General features: G+C 43.2%; 20 protein-coding genes. 5 read left to right on the top strand and 15 right to left on the bottom strand.

The window, feature by feature from the left end:
- Positions 1-52: 52 nt before the first annotated feature.
- Positions 53-832 (top strand): flap endonuclease Xni, encoded by a 780-nt coding sequence (gene xni / locus VCA1004_RS03445; protein ID WP_086982558.1) that lies wholly within the window; start codon positions 53-55, stop codon positions 830-832.
- A 180-nt stretch (positions 833-1,012) separates the two neighbouring features.
- On the opposite strand, the gene rlmM is transcribed toward xni, so the two are convergent.
- From rlmM to thiI, 5 genes are all read right to left on the bottom strand, one after another.
- Positions 1,013-2,104, bottom strand: a complete 1,092-nt coding sequence (rlmM, locus tag VCA1004_RS03440; RefSeq protein WP_086982556.1) for a 23S rRNA (cytidine(2498)-2'-O)-methyltransferase RlmM — start codon at positions 2,102-2,104, stop codon at positions 1,013-1,015.
- A complete protein-coding gene (locus VCA1004_RS03435) occupies positions 2,101-2,547 on the bottom strand; it encodes a DUF423 domain-containing protein (RefSeq protein ID WP_086982554.1) in 447 nt (148 codons plus the stop codon). The genes rlmM and VCA1004_RS03435 overlap by 4 nt, the downstream gene beginning before the upstream one ends.
- Positions 2,548-2,562: 15 nt before the next feature.
- Complete coding sequence (locus VCA1004_RS03430) at positions 2,563-3,192, bottom strand: alpha/beta family hydrolase (protein ID WP_086982552.1); 630 nt, start codon at positions 3,190-3,192, stop codon at positions 2,563-2,565.
- Between the two features lie 10 nt (positions 3,193-3,202).
- Complete coding sequence (locus VCA1004_RS03425) at positions 3,203-4,174, bottom strand: transcriptional regulator GcvA (protein ID WP_232012618.1); 972 nt, start codon at positions 4,172-4,174, stop codon at positions 3,203-3,205.
- A 482-nt stretch (positions 4,175-4,656) separates the two neighbouring features.
- Entirely contained in the window at positions 4,657-6,105 is a 1,449-nt protein-coding gene (thiI, locus tag VCA1004_RS03420; RefSeq protein ID WP_086982550.1) for a tRNA uracil 4-sulfurtransferase ThiI, read from the bottom strand.
- A gap of 483 nt (positions 6,106-6,588) precedes the next feature.
- Between thiI and xseB the strand changes: the two genes are divergently transcribed.
- Genes xseB through dxs form a run of 3 tightly spaced genes read left to right on the top strand, consistent with a single transcriptional unit; the run spans position 6,589 to position 9,640 of the window.
- Entirely contained in the window at positions 6,589-6,834 is a 246-nt protein-coding gene (gene xseB, locus VCA1004_RS03415; RefSeq protein ID WP_086982548.1) for an exodeoxyribonuclease VII small subunit, read from the top strand.
- Position 6,835: 1 nt separating this feature from the next.
- Positions 6,836-7,720 (top strand): (2E,6E)-farnesyl diphosphate synthase, encoded by an 885-nt coding sequence (ispA, locus tag VCA1004_RS03410; protein WP_086982546.1) that lies wholly within the window; start codon positions 6,836-6,838, stop codon positions 7,718-7,720.
- A gap of 36 nt (positions 7,721-7,756) precedes the next feature.
- A complete protein-coding gene (gene dxs / locus VCA1004_RS03405) occupies positions 7,757-9,640 on the top strand; it encodes a 1-deoxy-D-xylulose-5-phosphate synthase (protein ID WP_086982544.1) in 1,884 nt (627 codons plus the stop codon).
- Between the two features lie 100 nt (positions 9,641-9,740).
- Here dxs and VCA1004_RS03400 read toward each other — a convergent pair whose 3' ends face one another.
- The 9 genes from VCA1004_RS03400 to nrdR all read right to left on the bottom strand — a co-directional run bounded on the left by VCA1004_RS03400 (position 9,741) and on the right by nrdR (position 16,353).
- Positions 9,741-10,088 (bottom strand): putative quinol monooxygenase, encoded by a 348-nt coding sequence (locus VCA1004_RS03400; protein ID WP_086982542.1) that lies wholly within the window; start codon positions 10,086-10,088, stop codon positions 9,741-9,743.
- A 17-nt stretch (positions 10,089-10,105) separates the two neighbouring features.
- Positions 10,106-10,621: a phosphatidylglycerophosphatase A gene (gene pgpA, locus VCA1004_RS03395; RefSeq protein WP_086982540.1), complete on the bottom strand. Its 516-nt coding sequence runs from the start codon at positions 10,619-10,621 to the stop codon at positions 10,106-10,108.
- Positions 10,622-10,644: 23 nt separating this feature from the next.
- Positions 10,645-11,640, bottom strand: a complete 996-nt coding sequence (thiL, locus tag VCA1004_RS03390; RefSeq protein WP_086982538.1) for a thiamine-phosphate kinase — start codon at positions 11,638-11,640, stop codon at positions 10,645-10,647.
- Between the two features lie 110 nt (positions 11,641-11,750).
- Entirely contained in the window at positions 11,751-12,218 is a 468-nt protein-coding gene (gene nusB, locus VCA1004_RS03385; protein WP_086982536.1) for a transcription antitermination factor NusB, read from the bottom strand.
- Between the two features lie 21 nt (positions 12,219-12,239).
- Positions 12,240-12,707 carry a 6,7-dimethyl-8-ribityllumazine synthase gene (gene ribH / locus VCA1004_RS03380; protein WP_027696879.1) on the bottom strand — a complete coding sequence of 156 codons (468 nt, stop codon included), beginning with the start codon at positions 12,705-12,707 and terminating at the stop codon, positions 12,240-12,242.
- 214 nt (positions 12,708-12,921) lie between these two features.
- On the bottom strand, positions 12,922-14,031 hold the full coding sequence (gene ribBA, locus VCA1004_RS03375) for a bifunctional 3,4-dihydroxy-2-butanone-4-phosphate synthase/GTP cyclohydrolase II (protein ID WP_086982533.1): 1,110 nt from the start codon (positions 14,029-14,031) through the stop codon (positions 12,922-12,924).
- Between the two features lie 23 nt (positions 14,032-14,054).
- On the bottom strand, positions 14,055-14,714 hold the full coding sequence (locus VCA1004_RS03370) for a riboflavin synthase (RefSeq protein ID WP_086982531.1): 660 nt from the start codon (positions 14,712-14,714) through the stop codon (positions 14,055-14,057).
- 9 nt (positions 14,715-14,723) lie between these two features.
- Positions 14,724-15,848 carry a bifunctional diaminohydroxyphosphoribosylaminopyrimidine deaminase/5-amino-6-(5-phosphoribosylamino)uracil reductase RibD gene (gene ribD / locus VCA1004_RS03365; RefSeq protein WP_086982530.1) on the bottom strand — a complete coding sequence of 375 codons (1,125 nt, stop codon included), beginning with the start codon at positions 15,846-15,848 and terminating at the stop codon, positions 14,724-14,726.
- Positions 15,849-15,903: 55 nt separating this feature from the next.
- Positions 15,904-16,353, bottom strand: coding sequence for a transcriptional regulator NrdR (gene nrdR / locus VCA1004_RS03360; RefSeq protein ID WP_086982528.1), 450 nt, complete (start codon positions 16,351-16,353; stop codon positions 15,904-15,906).
- Between the two features lie 307 nt (positions 16,354-16,660).
- Between nrdR and VCA1004_RS03355 the strand changes: the two genes are divergently transcribed.
- Complete coding sequence (locus VCA1004_RS03355) at positions 16,661-16,990, top strand: hypothetical protein (protein ID WP_086982526.1); 330 nt, start codon at positions 16,661-16,663, stop codon at positions 16,988-16,990.
- 433 nt (positions 16,991-17,423) lie between these two features.
- Here the strand turns inward: VCA1004_RS03355 and glyA are convergent, their stop codons facing one another.
- Positions 17,424-18,674 carry a serine hydroxymethyltransferase gene (gene glyA / locus VCA1004_RS03350; protein WP_086982524.1) on the bottom strand — a complete coding sequence of 417 codons (1,251 nt, stop codon included), beginning with the start codon at positions 18,672-18,674 and terminating at the stop codon, positions 17,424-17,426.
- Between the last annotated feature and the right edge of the window lie 166 nt (positions 18,675-18,840).

Here is an 18,840-nt window from a genome sequence, read left to right as displayed (position 1 = left end):
GACTCAGGCAGAGGCTTTTTTATGCAAAACGATAGAGTAAATAGGAATTAATATGTCGATTCATTTGGTGATCATTGATGCACTCAACCTCATTCGTCGCGTTCACTCGGCCCAGCCCGATCCCAACGATATAGATCGCACTATCGACACCACCAGCCGTACTTTGCATAAAATTCTCAATGAATCTCAGCCGACTCACATCATTGCGGTTTTTGATCATCACTTACAAGACCGAGGATGGCGTGCGCAGGTCCTACCAAGTTATAAAGCCGACCGCAAACCGATGCCAGAACCATTAGTCGCTGGCTTAGAAAAAATTCAAGCGGCGTGGTGGGAGCTCGGTATTGATTCCTTATTATCAGATGGCGATGAAGCCGATGATCTTGTCGCAACACTGGCCCATAAAGTAGCCTCTGCGGGAGAAAAAGCCACTATCATTTCAACCGATAAAGGCTATTGCCAGTTGTTATCGCCCAACCTACAAATTCGCGATTACTTTCAACATCGGTGGTTAGATGCACCATTTATTGAGCAAGAGTTTGGCGTGAAACCTGAACAACTTGCCGATTATTGGGGCTTGGTCGGGATAAGCTCAAGCAAAGTGCCGGGAGTCCCGGGGATCGGCCCTAAAGCAGCGAAAGAGATCTTGCAACAATATCACGACATTGAAAGCGCCTATGCTGCCGAAGATTTAGTGACAAAATACCGTAAAAAACTCGATGAGCATATTGAGCTCGCACGCACTTGTAAACGGATTGCGGCACTTCAAACGGATATGGAGTTAGGATTTAATTTGCAGGATATAAGGTTTACTAACGGGACTCGTAGCTAGGACGCTACCGCTGCTCGAAGCTCGAAGCTCGAAGCTCGAAGCTCGAAGCTCGAAGCTCGAAGCTCGAAAAAGATAAAAGATAAAAGATAAAAGATAAAAGATAAATTTAAATTAGTGGCTCATACCATCGAGATACGAGCCACGCTAAGCGAAGCGCCCTAGAAGCGCAGCGATCGCTTATTAATACGGCGAAATATTTTTCAAAATCTGTACATGCACGGTAATTTCTTCACGATCATGATACAAATGTTTTGCTTGCAGTTTGAATGGCACTTCATTTTCTTTAAAGAAGATCTTTAAGTTTTCAATGTCTTCCAATACTTCGTCATAACGACCTTTCATAGGCAGTTTTAGGTTAAAGATCGCTTCTTTCGCTAGACCGCGAATTAACCATTCACCCATCAATTGCGCCACACGAGAAGGTTTTTCAATCATGTCACACACTAACCAAGTGACATTCTTCTTCATTGGTTCAAATTTAAAGCCATCTACCGCGTGGTATTTTACTTGGCCGGTATCCATCAAACTTTGTGCCATTGTGCCGTTATCGACCGCGTGCACAAACATCGAACGTTTGACTAATTGATAAGTCCAGCCTCCTGGGCAAGCTCCTAAATCTACCGCCCACATCCCCGGTGCTAAACGAGTATCCCACTCTTCTTTTGGAATAAACACGTGAAACGCTTCTTCCAATTTTAAGGTTGAACGACTTGGTGCATCGGTTGGAAATTTTAAACGAGGAATCCCCATAAAAAATTGTGAGTTATTTTGAGTGAGTGAGTAACCCACAAAACAATGCCCCGGTGCGACAAAGCACACGTGTAATACTGGTTTCTTAGCATTGTCTTTTGCGTACAAATGGCCCTTACCACGCAAAGCGCTACGCAATGGCACCGTAAACTTGCGGCAAAATTTTAATAGCTCTTTCGCTTCGTTGGTATCTGGCGTTTCAACGCGAATATCACCACAAGTCGGAAATTTCTCTAACTCATCAATGGCATGCAAAATAGGAGAAATACGATCATCACTTGGTAAATCAGTCAGTGCATCCGTCACTGCGATCATTTGACGAGCAAAAATCAACGCTTTGAAGTCGATTTTCTTAATCAGTTTGTCGGCATCACCTTGTTGATAACACTCAAATAAGACATATCCTGATTGCTTTTTGACACGTGGAAAGCCAAAAATCTCTAAATTGTTCGCTTTATCTTGGATTTCTCCCGCACATTCTTTTTCAAACCCAGAACGGCAGTAAAGTAGGACGTGTTTCACTGTGTCACCTTATTTAATCGTAGAACAGAGATGGTAAATGTAATCCAACCCAACATAAAAAAGACACCACCTAGCGGTGTAATTGGGCCAAACCACTTAATTCCAGTTAAAGCGAGTGCATACAGGCTACCACTGAAACAAAGGATGCCGATCATAAAGCAAATGCCAGCAAAGACCAGACCTTTACGCCCCTTTTCGCTATATTGTTGCGTCTCTGATTGTTTGGAATGAGGAGCAGTGATCATTAATATCACTCCACAAACCAATAAAGCAAAAGTATGCCAAGCTTGATATTGCACACCGGTTTTAAACACCGATAATAAATATTCAGGCAAACGATGTGACAACCCGTGTGCTGCAAATGCTCCTAACGCTACCGCAATGAGCCCTGAAATACCTGCCACGGCTAATAACTTTTGTCCACGACATTGTGCAATAGACATATAACCTCCAAATGACTATGAATGTGTACGGATGAACTCGACCATGCTCTCCACCGCTAAACGGCGATTACCTTGCTCGGTAAACCCAGATTTAACTCGGGGTTTAAAACCATGATCGCCATCGGGAATAAATACCAGGTCAACAGCATCAGACAATGAAAACCCTTGGCATTCTTGTTGAGTACCAAACGTGTCGCGCTCACCTTGTAAGATCAAGGTCGGTTTCGTTAATGATGCTAAATGCTCACCTTTAAAATTGTCTGGTTTACCCGGTGGATGAAAAGGAAAACCTAAACACATGACGCCGGCAACTTGTGGATGCTCCGCCAAATGGCTGGCCATCCGACCGCCCATCGATTTTCCAGCTAGAAACAAGCTCCCTTCTTGGCGATAAAATGCCGCAATTTTTTGTTCAAAATCTTCCAATAATTTCGGGGCTCGATCCGGTGGACGACGTTTGCCATCTTGTGCTCGTTTCACCATATAAGGAAAATTAAAGCGAACGACTCGCATTCCAGAGCCTGCCAACTTTTGTGCGATATCTTGCATAAATTCATGCTCCATACCGGCTCCTGCTCCATGGGCGAACAATACCGTCACTTGCGCTTTTTCATCGCCATCAATAATAATGCTGGAGTCTTGCATGTTGCCTTCCTTATCCATCGGATTTTTTATTCTTTTTTACAGGTTTAGCTGGAGTTAATTCATCTGCTGGTAGCTCATGCTCTAGCAACTGATCTTGTTCACTGGCCGCTTTACTCAGCATCCAATCACGGAAAGTCGCCACTCGTCCAACCTCCGCTTGTTTGGCATCACACACCACATAAAACGCATTTTGGCTGATCAACACTTCATCAAAAGGCTGCACCAAGCGACCGGAATCGAGGTCTGGTTGCGCTAAGACATTATTGACCAGAGCAATCCCTTGTCCATGCATCGCACCTTGTATCACCATCGTCGAGTGACTAAAAATAGGGCCATGATTCACATTGACTCCTTCCAAATGGTGCTCTTTAGTAAATTGCTTCCAATACTTACGAGAGCTGTCATGCAATAAGGTATGATGTTTAATATCAGCTAAACAATTCAAAGGCTTACTGCCTAACAGCAATTGAGGTGAACATACGGGGATCAAACATTCAAGGTATAACTTATCCGCGCGCACTCCCGGCCAATTACCACGTCCATAATAAATCGCCACGTCCACATCATCAGACAATAAACCTTCATCCATATCCACGGCTTTGATACGAACATCAATATCCGGCTCTTGCTGATTAAAATCCGCAAGTCTTGGTACTAGCCATTGAATCGCAAAACTGGGGGTCAAACTGATGGTTAATGCCCCTTTTTCGCTCCTTTCTAACACTTTATCCGTGGCATCTGAAATCGAGGTAAAAATGTCTTTAATGTCTAAAAAGTAGCTTTGTCCTTCTTCTGTTAACAATAACGAGCGGTTACGACGACGAAAAAGCTTAATTCCTAAAAACTCTTCTAATGCTTTTACTTGATGACTGACTGCAGCTTGAGTCACAAACAATTCTTCGGCAGCTCGAGTAAAACTTAAATAACGCGCTGCAGCTTCAAAAACTCGTAATGAATTTAAGGGCGGTAAACGTCTAGCCATAAATCAAACCTTTAATTAACCAAAAACGTGCAAAAATGCTTCTAATCCAAAATACAAACAGCTAATCATTATTTTTTCTTATGCGAACCATTATAATTTGTCCCTTGTCGATCTTCCATGAAAACTCTATATTTCATAGCACATTAATGAGTTACAGCATTTATCTCAAACCTGTAAATCTGTGATTGACTAATGCTAATGTTGTGTTTGCATTAACTCTTTTGAGTTTTATGACTAAATGGCGATACTCCCTCATTACCATTCTGTCCTGATTATTTGAAAATTATTCAAATTTATGCACAGTTAAAATCCTTTCGATTTAAACTGTGCTTTTTTTATCTCTGCGATTCATCCTCTTTAGCTTCCTCCATTATAAACAGCCAAATATAAAAAACGCCGACCTAAGCCGACGTTTGTATATCCTGTTGACTCAACGTAATAAAAAGCGCTCAATCAGTGAGCACCGTCATTACGATAAGAGATTATGGACGATAGACCTTCACATTTTGATAGCCTAAATCTTTAAGATATAAGGCTTGCAAACGGCTCATCACACCACGCTCACAATACAATAAGTACTGTTTCGTTTGGTCTAGATCGCCAAATTGAGTCGCAAGTTTGTAAAACGGCAGATGCTTGATCTCCACGCCTGTAATCTCAAGCGGGTTCATATCTTCTTCATCTGGGCTACGAATATCTAACACAATGGCTTGGTCTGCAATTTCGGCCACAAGTTCCACTTCTGGCACCTGTTCTTGGCTTTCTGCTTCAATCGCACGGATATCCATAACGCGAGCATTCGCTACCACTTGCTCAAGAAGCTCAAAATTGAAGTTTTGTTCTTCTTTTTCAAGCTTGCTCTTCACCGCTTTCACTGTCGGTTTTTTCGAAATTACACCACAATATTCTGGCATGACTTTGGCAAAGTCTTCAGTACCAATATCACGCGCTACATTAATGATGTCTTCTTTATCCCAGTTGATCAGCGGACGCAAAATCAAGGTATCAGTTACGTTATCGATCAAACGTAGGTTTGTCAGTGTTTGACTTGATACCTGACCGAGTGCTTCACCTGTTACTAATGCTTCGATGCCAAATTTTTCAGCAACCATGCCGCCTGCTCGCATGAACATACGCTTCAAGACAACACCCATTTGACCGTCATCGATTTTTTCTAAAATTTCCGCCACAACCGGTTCAAAATCAACCGCGATAAACTTAACTTTGGCGGATGAACCGTATTTCTTCCACAAGTAATGGGCAACTTGTTTCACGCCAATTTCGTGTGCAGGGCCACCAAGATTGAAGAAACAAAAATGGGTTTTAGAGCCACGTTTAATATGTAAGTAGCTTGATACTCCAGAGTCAAAACCTCCAGAAATCAAACTTAAAACATCTTCTTGTGTGCCAAGAGGGAAACCGCCTAAGCCTTTATGACGTGCAATAACTTGGTTAAGCTTTTCATTGGCAATCTCAAGGTTCACCGTCACTTCTGGGTTAGTCAGTTTTACTCGTGCCGATTCAACCGCTTGGTTTAAGCCCCCACCGACATAACGCTCAACGTCAATCGAGGTAAAATCGTGTTTACCACGGCGCTTAACACGCACCACGAAGGTTTTTCCTTCAATGAGGCCACGGCTTTGTTCTAAAGCTTGTTCATAGATATTATGCAAATCGGTAAAATCCGACTGCAGCACTTCTAATGAGTGATGAATCCCAGGTGTGTGTGTCAGAATCTCTAACACTTTCTCATAATATTCATCACTATTGGCAGCAACTTCAATGTGATCACGACGGTTTAACACCGCAACAGATTCTGTTTCACGTTGAATAATATTACGTAAGTTACGCTCCAACGTACGAGTGAAACGTTTACGAACCGAGTCACTTTTAACAAAAATTTCTGGATGGGGTTTTACAATAAACTTCATATCATGATTCACTTTTTATCAGATTATTTGGCATTAGCCGGACATCAACTCAAATAACGCCAAAACTAAGGCGCAAAATTATACACGACAATTGGCGACGGCGGAATGAATTTCCTAACAGAGAGTAAGAGTGGGCCCTTTTCACAGAAAATAGAGATTAGGCCTTGTTTCAAGCCCTACAGGTCAAATACAATTACAGCTAACGTTTTAGCTAATCTAAAATGCTATAATGTCTACATAATTTTAACGTCCTGACCTTGAACTCACTTAACGCTGGCAGATTTCAGGAGTAAGCGTTCTCGCGAAACTCAGCAGTAATGTGATTCACTCGATAAAAGTACTCACTATTATGTGATCGGACAGAACGTTTTTTAAAAGAAAAGCTTCATGCTATTTGGAATCCAATTAGCGCCGCCAAACTGACGCATCTTGCAACACGATGCCTTCATAACAAGCAAAATAACTATCATATAAGTACACAATATGGCCACTAAAAAACCTGAAAACATGAGCTTTGAAGAGTCATTAACTGAACTCGATGCTTTGGTTAACCAACTTGAAAATGGTGACCTTGACCTCGAAGATGCATTAAAAAAGTTTGAACGCGGCATCGCCCTAGCTCGATCTAGCCAAACTAAACTGACTGAAGCTGAGCAACGTGTTGAAATCTTACTAAAAGATGATGATACGTCAGAACTCATTCCTTTTGACACACAAAGCGACATTTAGCATGACCATTTCCTTGGCTGACTATCAAGAAAGAAATAACCAACAATTAAACCTGTGGTTGGACACGATTCCTCACCAACAACAAACCTTAACCAAAGCCATGCGTTACGGTTTGCTCTTGGGGGGAAAACGAGCACGTCCTTATTTGGTCTACATCACTGGACAAATGTTTGGTCTTACGCTCGCCGATCTCGATACTCCAGCATCGGCTATTGAATGCATCCACGCTTATTCATTGATTCATGATGATCTTCCTGCCATGGATGACGATGAGCTACGTCGAGGCCAACCCACTTGTCATATTGAATTTGATGAAGCCACGGCTATTTTAACCGGTGATGCCTTGCAAACCCTTGCCTTTACTATTTTGGCTGAAGGTCCATTATCTTCCCAAAGTGAGCCACAGCGCGTGCAATTAATTAAAGAGCTGGCCAACGCATCTGGCGCATTAGGCATGTGCATGGGTCAAACCTTAGATCTGGAAGCTGAAAATCGCGCGGTATGTTTAGAAGAGCTGCAAGAAATTCATCGCAATAAGACAGGTGCATTGATCAAGTGTGCCATTCGTATGGGCGCTTTATGTGCCGGTGCTAATGGCATTGCCACTCTTTCTCATCTTGACCGATATGCCGATGCCGTGGGGCTGGCTTTCCAAGTACAAGATGACATTCTCGATATTATCTCCGATACCGAAACGTTAGGTAAGCCACAAGGTTCTGATCAAAATTTAAATAAAAGCACTTACCCGGCTCTGCTAGGATTAGAAGGGGCGCAGCAAAAAGCACAAGACTTGTTACAAGAAGCACTTCAAGCTTTACAAGCGATCCCTTACAATACGCAATCACTCGAAGATTTCGCCCGATATGCAGTCGAGCGCAGCCATTAAATATAATAAAAACGAACAGATTAAGCGCGACTATTTATGACTCTTGATATTTCAAAGTACCCAACACTCGCCCTCGCTAATACACCTGACGAGCTGCGCTCCTTACCAAAAGAAAGTTTATCCGCTCTTTGTGATGAACTTCGTACCTACTTATTGAACTCAGTGAGCCAATCTAGTGGTCACTTAGCTTCAGGTTTAGGGACGGTAGAACTGACTGTCGCGCTACACTATGTTTATAACACCCCTTTTGATCAGCTCGTTTGGGATGTCGGCCATCAAGCTTATCCCCATAAAATTTTAACTGGCCGTCGTGAACAAATGCCAAGTATTCGTCAAAAAGGTGGGCTGCACCCTTTCCCATGGCGTGGCGAAAGTGAGTACGATACTTTATCAGTTGGTCACTCTTCAACGTCAATCAGTGCCGCGTTAGGCATGGCGATCAGTGCGCAAAAAGAAGGTCAAGACCGTAAAGTTGTGAGTGTGATTGGCGATGGAGCGATCACCGCGGGTATGGCCTTTGAAGCCATGAACCACGCTGGCGACGTACATGCGGACATGCTAGTGATTTTAAATGACAACGAAATGTCCATTTCAGAAAACGTGGGCGCGTTAAATAATCACCTTGCACAACTTCTGACTGGGAACTTTTATACTTCAATTCGTGAAGGTGGCAAAAAAGTCTTATCTAACGTGCCGCCGATTAAAGAGTTGGTTCGTCGTACCGAAGAACATTTAAAAGGCATGGTGGTTCCCGGTACCATGTTCGAAGAGTTAGGCTTTAACTACATTGGCCCTATCGATGGTCATGATGTGAAAGAGCTCGTCAAAACATTGAAAAATATGCGTGGCTTAAAAGGCCCTCAATTTTTGCATGTGATGACCAAAAAAGGCAAAGGCTATGAACCTGCGGAAAAAGATCCGATTGGCTATCATGGCGTGCCTAAATTCAACCCTGAAGAAAGTTCATTACCAAAAAGCAGTGGCGGCAAACCAACCTTCTCTAAAATTTTTGGCGATTTCTTATGTGATATGGCCGCGCAAGATCCTAAATTGATGGCCATCACCCCTGCCATGCGTGAAGGCTCTGGTATGGTGCGCTTTTCCAAGGAATACCCAGACCAATATTTCGATGTGGCGATTGCTGAGCAACATGCCGTCACCCTAGCTTCCGGTATGGCAATAGGTGGACAACACCCTATCGTTGCCATCTATTCCACTTTCTTACAACGTGGTTACGATCAGTTAATCCACGACGTTGCCATCATGAATTTACCCGTGATGTTTGCGATTGACCGTGCCGGTCTTGTCGGTGCGGATGGTCAAACTCACCAAGGCGCCTTTGATTTAAGCTTTATGCGCTGCATTCCCAACATGGTGATCATGGCACCAAGTGATGAGAATGAATGCCGTCAAATGCTCTACACGGGTCATCAACACCAAGGCCCAAGTGCGGTACGTTATCCTCGCGGTTCTGGCTGTGGTGCTGCAATAGAAAAAGACATGGTTGCATTGGAAATTGGTAAAGGCCGTCTTGTACGTAAAGCTAACCTTGAAAAGGATACGGCGAAGAAAGTTGCCATCTTATCTTTTGGTACCTTCTTACCAGAAGCCTTAAAAGCAGCCGAATCACTGAATGCTACCGTAGCGGATATGCGCTTTGTGAAGCCATTAGATGAAGCGTTAGTGCTGAAACTGGCGGCTGAACACGATGTATTAGTCACACTAGAAGAGAATGTAATTGCCGGCGGCGCAGGCTCTGGCGTAATTGAACTCTTAATGCAACGCAAACAAATCAAGCCAGTACTGCAACTAGGCTTACCCGATGAGTTTGTCCATCAAGGCACACAAGATGAGCTGTATGATGAATTAAGACTAAACGCGGCTGGAATTGAACAACAAATTAAAGCCTATTTAGACTAATTGTTATCAAAAATACATCACCATTAAAAAGAACAAGACCATTAAAAAAGGACGATCGCTCGTCCTTTTTGTGTTTTTGCCATTATGAATCTATGAAATCTTAAAACTTTGGTGCATCGAAATCATTTGGTTCATCGGTATAAACCGCGACATTCGATTTTTCCACTAAGCCCGTTTCAGCAACGCATTGTTGTTGGAAAAAATCCCCAATTTCTTTACGTTGACAATGGGCTTCAAAAGCTTCATTGCTGGCCCAGATTTCATGAAAAGCAATCGGGTAACTTTCACCGCCTGCAAATGGACTTGGGCGATGACGAGTGACTACATATTGTAAGCATCCATCTTCACGTAATGTGTTTGGCTCTAGCGCTTGTAATACCGCAAATAATTCATCTAATTTGCCTTCTTTGGGCTGAAATTGAGCCACACAATATACTTTCTTAGACATCTTTTTTTCCTACATCATTAAAACCAATACACCACGACCAACAATAAACTGATCGCGGCAAATATTCCTGCTAAAACATCATCAATCATAATGCCGAAACCACCATGCACATGACGATCCAATAGGCTGATCGGCCAAGGTTTTAGCATATCGAAAATACGAAAGAGCACAAAACCAAACGCAATAATTTGCCAATCATTGGTAGCCAGCCCTAAAAAAGGCACCACGCTCATGGTGATCCAAAAGCCAACAAATTCATCCCATACAATCGCACCATGATCGTGCACTTTCATATCATCGGAAGTTTTCTGGCAAATCACAATACCGAGCAACGCCGCTACAATGACCACGGCACAATAAGCTAATGTAGGTAATTGCACCAACAATAAATAAACAGGAATGGAAGCGAGTGTGCCCGTGGTGCCGGGAACCCATTTTGATAGGCCACTGCCAAACCCCACGGCCAATAAGTGCCAAGGATTCGTTAGCTTAATGCGTGACAATGGGTTCGTGGATGGTTGTTGTTGTGACATGTTGTGCCTATTCTTCATTATGATTAATTAAAATGGTCAAACCCTTGAGCAAGCAAAATAGGATCATTGGCTAAGAGTGGATGAGAGGCTCGCAATAAGGTGATTCTTGAGCTTTCATCGGGTGATTGTTCAACAATTTGCCCAATGCAAGTCAATGTACAACCAGATTGCTGAGCGAGCGTCTCAACTTGCGCTTGATGAGCTACCGGAACGGTAAAACACAGTTCGTATTCTTCACCACTTTGTAAAGCCGCATGTTGAGCTTGTTGCACTTCCCCATAAAAGGCAATCACTTCTTTTGATAACGGCAATAAAGCCACATCGATTTGTGCCGCAACTTTAGAACGTTTTAAGATGTGTCCAAGATCCGCAATCAGACCATCAGAAATATCAATACAACTGGTTGCAATGCCGCGCAGCTTCTCTGCCACACGAATACGAGATTGCGCGTAAAAATGACGTTTTACAAGCTCTGTTGCATACGGCTTTGTGTTCCGTTGTGGCTGTAAAATAACACTTAAACCGGCATGGCTATCACCCAAGTTGCCTGTCACATAAATCGCATCACCGAGGTTGGCCCCGCCTCGAGTCAGTGCTTTCCCTGTTGGCACAAGACCTTGAATGGTAAATGAAATACTCAATGGTCCTTTGGTGGTATCTCCGCCAATTAATTGCAATTGATGTTCATCGGCCAATGTAAACATGGCATGACAAAATGGCGTCAACCAGCTTTCATTGATTTCAGGAAGTGTGAGAGCCATAGAAAACCACGCCGGGGTTGCCCCCATCGCCGCCAAGTCGCTAATGTTTGACATTAAGGCTTTATACGCCACAGCAGCCGGATCGGCATCAGCCAAAAAATGCGTCCCTAACACTACAGTGTCGGTACTGATCGCAATCTGATAACCCTCTGGTGGTGAAATTAACGCACAATCATCACCTAAAGAAATATCGACATCCGGTCGATTCGCTTGCTTATGGGCAAAATATTTTTCGATTAAGTTAAATTCACCAGACATGAAATATCTCGAATAAGATAAAACTCAGATTATACAAAAAAGGCCAGCATTTAGCTGACCTTTTCTCAATGAACGAGGAGATTCAAATAGTGAACCTCAACCATTCAATATTACTTCTTACGTACGTGCGGCGCGGCTTTATCCAGCACACCGTTAATGAACTTATGGCTATCTTCAGCAGCAAACACTTTTGCTAATTCAATCGCTTCGTTGATCACAACTTTGTAAGGAACATCATCACGTTGCGTCATTTCATACATTGCAAGACGCAGCAACGCCAATTCCATCATATCCAAATCTTGCATTGGACGTGATAAGTATGGACGTAGCTTGCTATCTAATTCCATATTTGAGTTAACGACACCCGATAATAAATCTTGGAAGTAAGCGACATCCGTTTCTGGTGCTTTTAAGCTAGGTTCAGCGGCATGATGTTCTTCTTCATCATACTTTTCACCAGTTAAAAACTGATGTTCAATAGTTGCCACATTTTCTTTAGTGACTTGCCAAGAGTAAATCGCTTGTAGTGCGAATTGACGTGCATTACGACGTGCGGCTGGTTTCACGCGAGCCCCCATTAGGAATTAGATTGCAAAAAATTAGTTAATTTCATTTAAAACGTTGATCATCTCAAGTGCGCTCAGGGCTGCTTCTTGCCCCTTGTTACCAGCCTTGGTGCCTGCGCGTTCAATCGCTTGATCGATAGTATCAACAGTTAATACGCCAAATGCGACTGGAAGACTGTATTCCAAAGACACTTGCGCTAAACCTTTATTACACTCACTACATACGTAATCAAAGTGTGGCGTACCACCACGAATAACCGTACCTAGAGAAACAATAGCATCAAATTTTCCAGTTTTTGCGACACGTTGAGCCACGAGAGGAAGTTCAACGGCACCAGGGCAACGAACGACAGTAATATTGTCATCACTTACTTGTCCATGACGCTTTAATGTATCAATCGCACCTGAAAGTAAACTTTCGTTAATAAAGCTATTAAAACGAGAAATAACGATAGCAATTTTTGCATTTGGAGCTGCAAATGCACCTTCGATTACTTTCATAAGTTATCCTTTAACTATTTTGTAGAGAGTGGGAATCGGCGGATTCTATCACAAATTTGTGAGCAATATCTATGGGGAATTGTCCCTAGTAACGAGTTCCTAGTAACGCTTCGCTCCTAGAAAAAGAAAAGCTAATCCAAAACCTCATGAAATGAATGAGATTATGGCGGCGCCCTCCTCCTAGAAACTAGAAACTCGCAACTAGAAACCTTGTTTAGTTCGTTACATAATCGACAACATTCAAACCAAAGCCAGACAGCGCATGATAACGTTTATCTGATGATGACAATAAACGCATATCTTTAACGCCCAGATCCGCCAGAATTTGTGAGCCAACCCCAACGCGACGTGATGTTCCTTGCTTCTTAGCTAAGGTCGGCGCGGTTTGATTGTCTTGTTGCTCCAACATTTTTACTTTATGGATAATGGATTGCGGCGTTTCTTCATTGCCTAAAATCACTAACACGCCACCTTCTTGGTTAATGCGTTTCATCGCCGCATCCAATGACCAACTGCGATCGGCTGTGCGGTTAGAGTGCAATAAATCCGTAAACGTGTCTTGCAAATGCACGCGCACTAAACACGCTGAGTCACTGACATTGCCTTTACGTAACGCATAATGAATTTGATTATCAATGGTGTCACGGTAAGTCACTAAATCAAACTCGCCAAATTCTGTTGGCAATTTACATTCCGCTACACGCTCAATCGTGGTTTCAGTGTTGTTACGGTATTCAATCAGATCAGCAATGGTACCTAATTTAATACCGTGTTTTTCAGCAAATATTTCTAAATCAGGGCGACGTGCCATAGTGCCGTCTTCATTTAAAATCTCAACAATCACTGAAGCAGGTTCTAAGCCCGCAAGACGTGCTAAATCACATCCTGCTTCCGTGTGGCCTGCGCGAGTCAGCACGCCACCTTCTTGAGCGGCTAATGGGAAAATATGCCCAGGTTGCACTAAATCAGAGGCTTGAGCATTTTTGGCTACAGCCGCTTGTACTGTCACTGCGCGGTCGGCAGCAGAAATACCAGTGGTCACCCCTTCTGCCGCTTCAATTGACACGGTAAAGTTCGTGGTATATTGCGCATTATTGTCTTGCACCATTGGCGGTAGGCCCAAGTTATTACAGCGCTCTTTGGTTAAGGTTAAACAAATCAAACCACGACCATGAGTCGCCATAAAGTTAATCGCGGCGGGCGTAATATGTTCTGCCGCCATGATCAAATCGCCTTCATTTTCGCGGTCTTCGTCATCCATCAAAATGACCATTTTACCTAAGCGAATATCTTCAATAATCTCTTTTGAACTGCTAATTGCCATGTTAGATTCCTTTATTCTTTGGCTTAAGCAAAGCCATTTTTTTGCAATAATTCCATGGTAATGCGAGATTCAGGGCTATCAAGTTGTTCTGTCTTTCCTGAAATCAAGCGCTCTAAATAACGGGCGATCACATCAACTTCAAGGTTAACCTTGCGTCCAACCACAAAGCTATCTACGGTAGTTTCTTGTGAAGTATGCGGCACGATAGTGATTTTAAAGCCATTTTTACGAATATCATTCACCGTGAGGCTAATTCCATCCACTGTCACCGAGCCTTTTTCGGCGATATAACGTGTAAGATGCGACGGGACTTCGATCCAATATTCCATCGCGCGGCCCACTGGTTGACGATCGACAATCACGCCAACATCATCCACATGGCCAGAGACAATATGTCCACCAAAACGAGTGCTTGGTAACATTGCCTTTTCCAAGTTCACCGCATCACCCACTTGGTATTGGGAAAAACCCGTACGTTTCAGAGTTTCTAATGATAAATCAGCACGATAGCTGCGTTCATCAAAGGCAACAACAGTTAAACACACCCCATTGGTGGCAATGCTATCACCTAGATGCACATCCGACATATCAAGTTGGCCTGCATCAACGGTAATCGTGACATCTTCACCTTTTGGGGTGATCGCTAAAATAGTGCCAACGGCTTCAACAATTCCTGTAAACATAATTTCTCTTTATTGATTAAGGCAAGCGGTAATGCGCAGGTCTTTTCCCACCATGCGTAAATCGGTAATATTCAAATCAAGCGCTTGTTTCATTTCCGTAAAACCAGCAATCTGGGTTAAGCCTCGCCCATCGGTTCCCATTAGCTTCGGCGCCATATAGATAATCAGTTCATCGATCAGTTGCTGCGTAATCAAATTGGTGGCTAACGTCGCTCCCGCTTCTACCCAAATATGATTAATATTATGCTCCTCTGCCAGCTGTTTTAATAACTTGGGCAGATCAAATTGCTGATTATGATCTAAGGCGGCAACAACCTGATTCTCAGCTAAGCCAGTATCCTGCCCAACCAATAAAAGGTCACCCTCACTATGAAATAGCTTGAGCTTGGGGTGCTCGCTCAATTGTTGTTGGCGGTCTAAAATAACTCGCACCGGTTGACGCAATGATGGTGCAGAATATTGTGCTTGAATATCTTGAGGTAGCTCCTGCCAACGAACATTTAATGACGCGTCATCATCAAGTACGGTTTTCGCGGTAGAAAGAATTGCCCCAGCTTTTGCTCGGTACCGTTGCACATCTTGGCGGGCTTGCGGGCTAGTAATCCATTGGCTGTGACCATTTGCTAGCGCGGTTTTGCCATCGAGACTGGCGGCTAGTTTGAGTTGCACATAAGGCATCCCAGTTTTCATGCGTTTGATAAAACCTGGATTCAGTGCAATGGCATCAGCTTCTAATAGCCCGACATCCACTTGAATACCCGCTTGACGCAACATCGCAATACCACGCCCCGCAACTTGAGGGTTCGGATCTTGCATCGCACACACCACTCGTGACACTCGAGCTTTCACCAAAGCTTCTGCGCAAGGTGGCGTTCGACCATAATGAGAACAAGGCTCTAAAGTGACATAAGCAGTTGCCCCTTTTACCTTATCGCCGGCTTGGCACAAAGCATGCACTTCAGCATGAGGCTCACCGGCTTTTAGGTGTGCACCTTGTCCAATAATCTCTTGCCCTACCGTGATCACACAGCCGACATTGGGGTTGGGCGCAGTGGTATAGATCCCTTGTTTAGCTAATGCAATTGCTCGTGCCATCATTTGATGATCAAATGCAGTAAATGGGCTTTGATTCATCGCCTATCATCCTTTTTGAATTTACTATCAACGCGAAGTTTCATTACGACTAAGATCAATCTTCAAGACGGGCGATTTCTTCACCAAACTCTCGAATATCTTCAAAGCTTCGATAAACCGAAGCAAAACGAATGTAAGCAACTTTATCGAGAACTTTCAGTTGATCCATCACTAAGTTACCAATCATTTCACTAGGCACTTCACGCTCACCAGTGGCGCGCAGTTGTGACTTAATGGTACTGATCGCCAACTCAACAGCGTCGGCACTCACCGGACGCTTTTCAAGCGAACGTTGAATACCACCGATCATTTTATCTTCATCAAAAGGTTCACGATTTCCATTAGACTTAATCACTTTTGGCATCACCAATTCAGCACTTTCAAACGTAGTGAAACGTTCGCTACAGGCTAAGCATTGACGACGACGGCGAACTTGATGACCATCCGCCACGAGGCGTGAATCGATCACTTTAGTGTCATTTTCGGAACAAAATGGGCAGTGCATACTCTCTCCCTTGAGTTAGAGTCTGTGCGATTGTATTAATTACTTTTGAAAGCCTTCAGAAGACATGGAAAATCAATCCATTCACTGAGCTTCTCTTAGCTCGTAGTTTATCCGAAATCATACGGGTTAGCGATAACCTAGGGTGACTTCACTTTATCAATGAAGAATTTTTCGACTAAAGTTGAGTGATGTCAGCGATAAGGTTACACTTAATGGAGTTTAAATGATTGCCTAGCTTATACTTCTTTAAAGCAATCATTCACATTTTGATCCGTTTACCCTCCGGATAAGTATAGGAATTAAGAGTATGAAATATTTAGGATTGGCAGGATTACTGACACTCGTATTAGCAGGCTGTTCATCAACCACTCAAGAAGATAACTACCTAGATGCGTCTTTTGAATTATGTAATACCGAAGTCAAAGTATTCTCAACTAGCGATGACGGTAAAGTTCGCATCGTATGTGCTGACGGTTCAAAATTTGCTATGAGTAACGCTAAAACACTCGACACTATGCGTGACCTAAACGCATCTTACTGTTCTGGTGAAGGCTTAGGTCAGTTTAACGAAAGCTCTCGTTACTACATGTTCAAATGTAAATCAGGCTCAATGATCAGCATTAACAAAAACGACTAAATTCAGTTTCGAGTTTCGAGTTTCGAGTTTCGAGTTTCGAGTTTCGAGTTTCGAGTTTCGAGTTTCGAGAAAACTTTAAAGCCTCAGTTTGAGTATTCAAGCTGAGGCTTTTTTATTTAGCACGTATTGAATATAGATCCTCGATGTCGCTTAGGCTCCTCAAGGATGACAGGTATAGGAACTAGAAGCTAGAGACAATAAAGCTATGTTGTTCTTTTAAAAACAAAACCCAGCCATGTCTGACTGGGTTTTTATCTTTTTCGAGCAGCGAAGCGGTCTAGATTCGAGTCACGATATTCTTCTCTTCTCTGACGCTGTTTTACGCTAGCTATAATTTCAAAATAAAAAGAGCAAGTTCAAGAAAGAGGCACGGAGTTTACGCTAGTAAATGAGTACCTCTGACGCAGAAATTGCTCCTTTTTATGCAGAAAGATTATGCGTAAACAGGTTTGCGCTTACAAATTTCTAATACTTTTGCTTTCGTCGCTTCAATCACAGACTCATCGCCCATGTTGTCTAGAATGTCACACATCCAGCCAGCAAGGTTTTTGGCATCTTCTTCAGTGAAGCCACGACGCGTGATTGATGGAGAACCAACACGAATACCTGAGGTAACAAACGGGCTGCGTGGATCGTTTGGTACTGAGTTTTTGTTCACTGTGATGTTAGCTGAACCAAGAGCGGCATCGGCATCTTTACCAGTAATGTCTTTATCGATAAGGTCAACAAGGAACAAATGGTTTTCGGTTGAACCAGAAACAATGTTGTAACCGCGAGCAATAAATTCTGCGACCATGGCTTTCGCATTCGCAACAACGCGTGCTTGGTATTCTTTAAATTCAGGTTCTAATGCTTCTTTGAAGGCAACCGCTTTCGCTGCGATAACGTGCATCAGTGGGCCACCTTGACCACCTGGGAATACTGCAGAGTTTAATTTCTTGTACAGGTCTTCACCGGCATTAGAAAGAATCAAACCACCACGAGGGCCTGCCAGTGTTTTATGCGTTGTCGTTGTCACAACGTGTGCATGAGGAACTGGGTTCGGGTAAACGCCAGCAGCTACAAGACCTGCAACGTGAGCCATATCAACAAAAAGGTACGCGCCTACTTTGTCTGCAATTTCACGCATACGCGCCCAATCACACACTTGAGAATAAGCCGAGAAACCACCAATGATCATTTTTGGTTTGTGTTCTACCGCTAACGCTTCCATTTCTTCGTAGTCAATTTGACCTTTTTCATCAATGCCGTAAGGAATGATGTTGTAAAGCTTACCGGAGAAGTTTACAGGAGAACCATGCGTTAAGTGACCACCGTGTGCCAAGCTCATACCCAATACAGTATCACCCGCATTTAGTAGCGCCATATAAACCGCACTGTTCGCTTGAGAGCCAGAATGAGGTTGCACGTTAGCGTATTCTGCGCCAAATAGTTGACATGCACGGTCAATCGCTAGTGTTTCTACTTTATCGACATACTCACAACCACCGTAATAACGCTTGCCAGGATAACCTTCCGCGTATTTGTTAGTAAGTTGTGAACCTTGTGCTTCCATTACACGTGGGCTAGTGTAGTTTTCTGAAGCGATGAGCTCAATGTGCTCTTCTTGACGAAGAGTTTCTTCCTGAATTGCGGCAAATAGATCCGCATCATAATCCGCAATGTTCATGTCACGCTTAAGCATGTGTATCTCCTAGCTCAGGTTGATACCAACCATTCTCATTATTTGGTCATGCTGCCAAGTTAAAATACTCGATAACGGGGTAAAAATGTGGACAGTAGCGCCAACTACTTATCGACCATTCCTCCCTGTGCTCAAGCCTTTTCCCTACGCAATGTCTGATCATCTA

This window comes from Vibrio aphrogenes, from assembly GCF_002157735.2.
GTDB lineage: Bacteria > Pseudomonadota > Gammaproteobacteria > Enterobacterales > Vibrionaceae > Vibrio > Vibrio aphrogenes.
This window is presented reverse-complemented; position numbering and strand designations above follow the sequence as displayed.

What these genes read in the sequence shown, in the direction of transcription:
- xni (WP_086982558.1), top strand. Translation starts at nt 53, where the DNA reads ATGTCGATTCATTTGGTGATCATTGATGCACTCAACCTCATTCGTCGC.
- VCA1004_RS03435 (WP_086982554.1), bottom strand. Translation starts at nt 2,547, where the DNA reads ATGTCTATTGCACAATGTCGTGGACAAAAGTTATTAGCCGTGGCAGGT.
- VCA1004_RS03430 (WP_086982552.1), bottom strand. Translation starts at nt 3,192, where the DNA reads ATGCAAGACTCCAGCATTATTATTGATGGCGATGAAAAAGCGCAAGTG.
- VCA1004_RS03425 (WP_232012618.1), bottom strand. Translation starts at nt 4,174, where the DNA reads ATGGCTAGACGTTTACCGCCCTTAAATTCATTACGAGTTTTTGAAGCT.
- thiI (WP_086982550.1), bottom strand. Translation starts at nt 6,105, where the DNA reads ATGAAGTTTATTGTAAAACCCCATCCAGAAATTTTTGTTAAAAGTGAC.
- xseB (WP_086982548.1), top strand. Translation starts at nt 6,589, where the DNA reads ATGGCCACTAAAAAACCTGAAAACATGAGCTTTGAAGAGTCATTAACT.
- ispA (WP_086982546.1), top strand. Translation starts at nt 6,836, where the DNA reads ATGACCATTTCCTTGGCTGACTATCAAGAAAGAAATAACCAACAATTA.
- dxs (WP_086982544.1), top strand. Translation starts at nt 7,757, where the DNA reads ATGACTCTTGATATTTCAAAGTACCCAACACTCGCCCTCGCTAATACA.
- VCA1004_RS03400 (WP_086982542.1), bottom strand. Translation starts at nt 10,088, where the DNA reads ATGTCTAAGAAAGTATATTGTGTGGCTCAATTTCAGCCCAAAGAAGGC.
- pgpA (WP_086982540.1), bottom strand. Translation starts at nt 10,621, where the DNA reads ATGTCACAACAACAACCATCCACGAACCCATTGTCACGCATTAAGCTA.
- thiL (WP_086982538.1), bottom strand. Translation starts at nt 11,640, where the DNA reads ATGTCTGGTGAATTTAACTTAATCGAAAAATATTTTGCCCATAAGCAA.
- nusB (WP_086982536.1), bottom strand. Translation starts at nt 12,218, where the DNA reads ATGGGGGCTCGCGTGAAACCAGCCGCACGTCGTAATGCACGTCAATTC.
- ribH (WP_027696879.1), bottom strand. Translation starts at nt 12,707, where the DNA reads ATGAAAGTAATCGAAGGTGCATTTGCAGCTCCAAATGCAAAAATTGCT.
- ribBA (WP_086982533.1), bottom strand. Translation starts at nt 14,031, where the DNA reads ATGGCAATTAGCAGTTCAAAAGAGATTATTGAAGATATTCGCTTAGGT.
- VCA1004_RS03370 (WP_086982531.1), bottom strand. Translation starts at nt 14,714, where the DNA reads ATGTTTACAGGAATTGTTGAAGCCGTTGGCACTATTTTAGCGATCACC.
- ribD (WP_086982530.1), bottom strand. Translation starts at nt 15,848, where the DNA reads ATGAATCAAAGCCCATTTACTGCATTTGATCATCAAATGATGGCACGA.
- nrdR (WP_086982528.1), bottom strand. Translation starts at nt 16,353, where the DNA reads ATGCACTGCCCATTTTGTTCCGAAAATGACACTAAAGTGATCGATTCA.
- VCA1004_RS03355 (WP_086982526.1), top strand. Translation starts at nt 16,661, where the DNA reads ATGAAATATTTAGGATTGGCAGGATTACTGACACTCGTATTAGCAGGC.
- glyA (WP_086982524.1), bottom strand. Translation starts at nt 18,674, where the DNA reads ATGCTTAAGCGTGACATGAACATTGCGGATTATGATGCGGATCTATTT.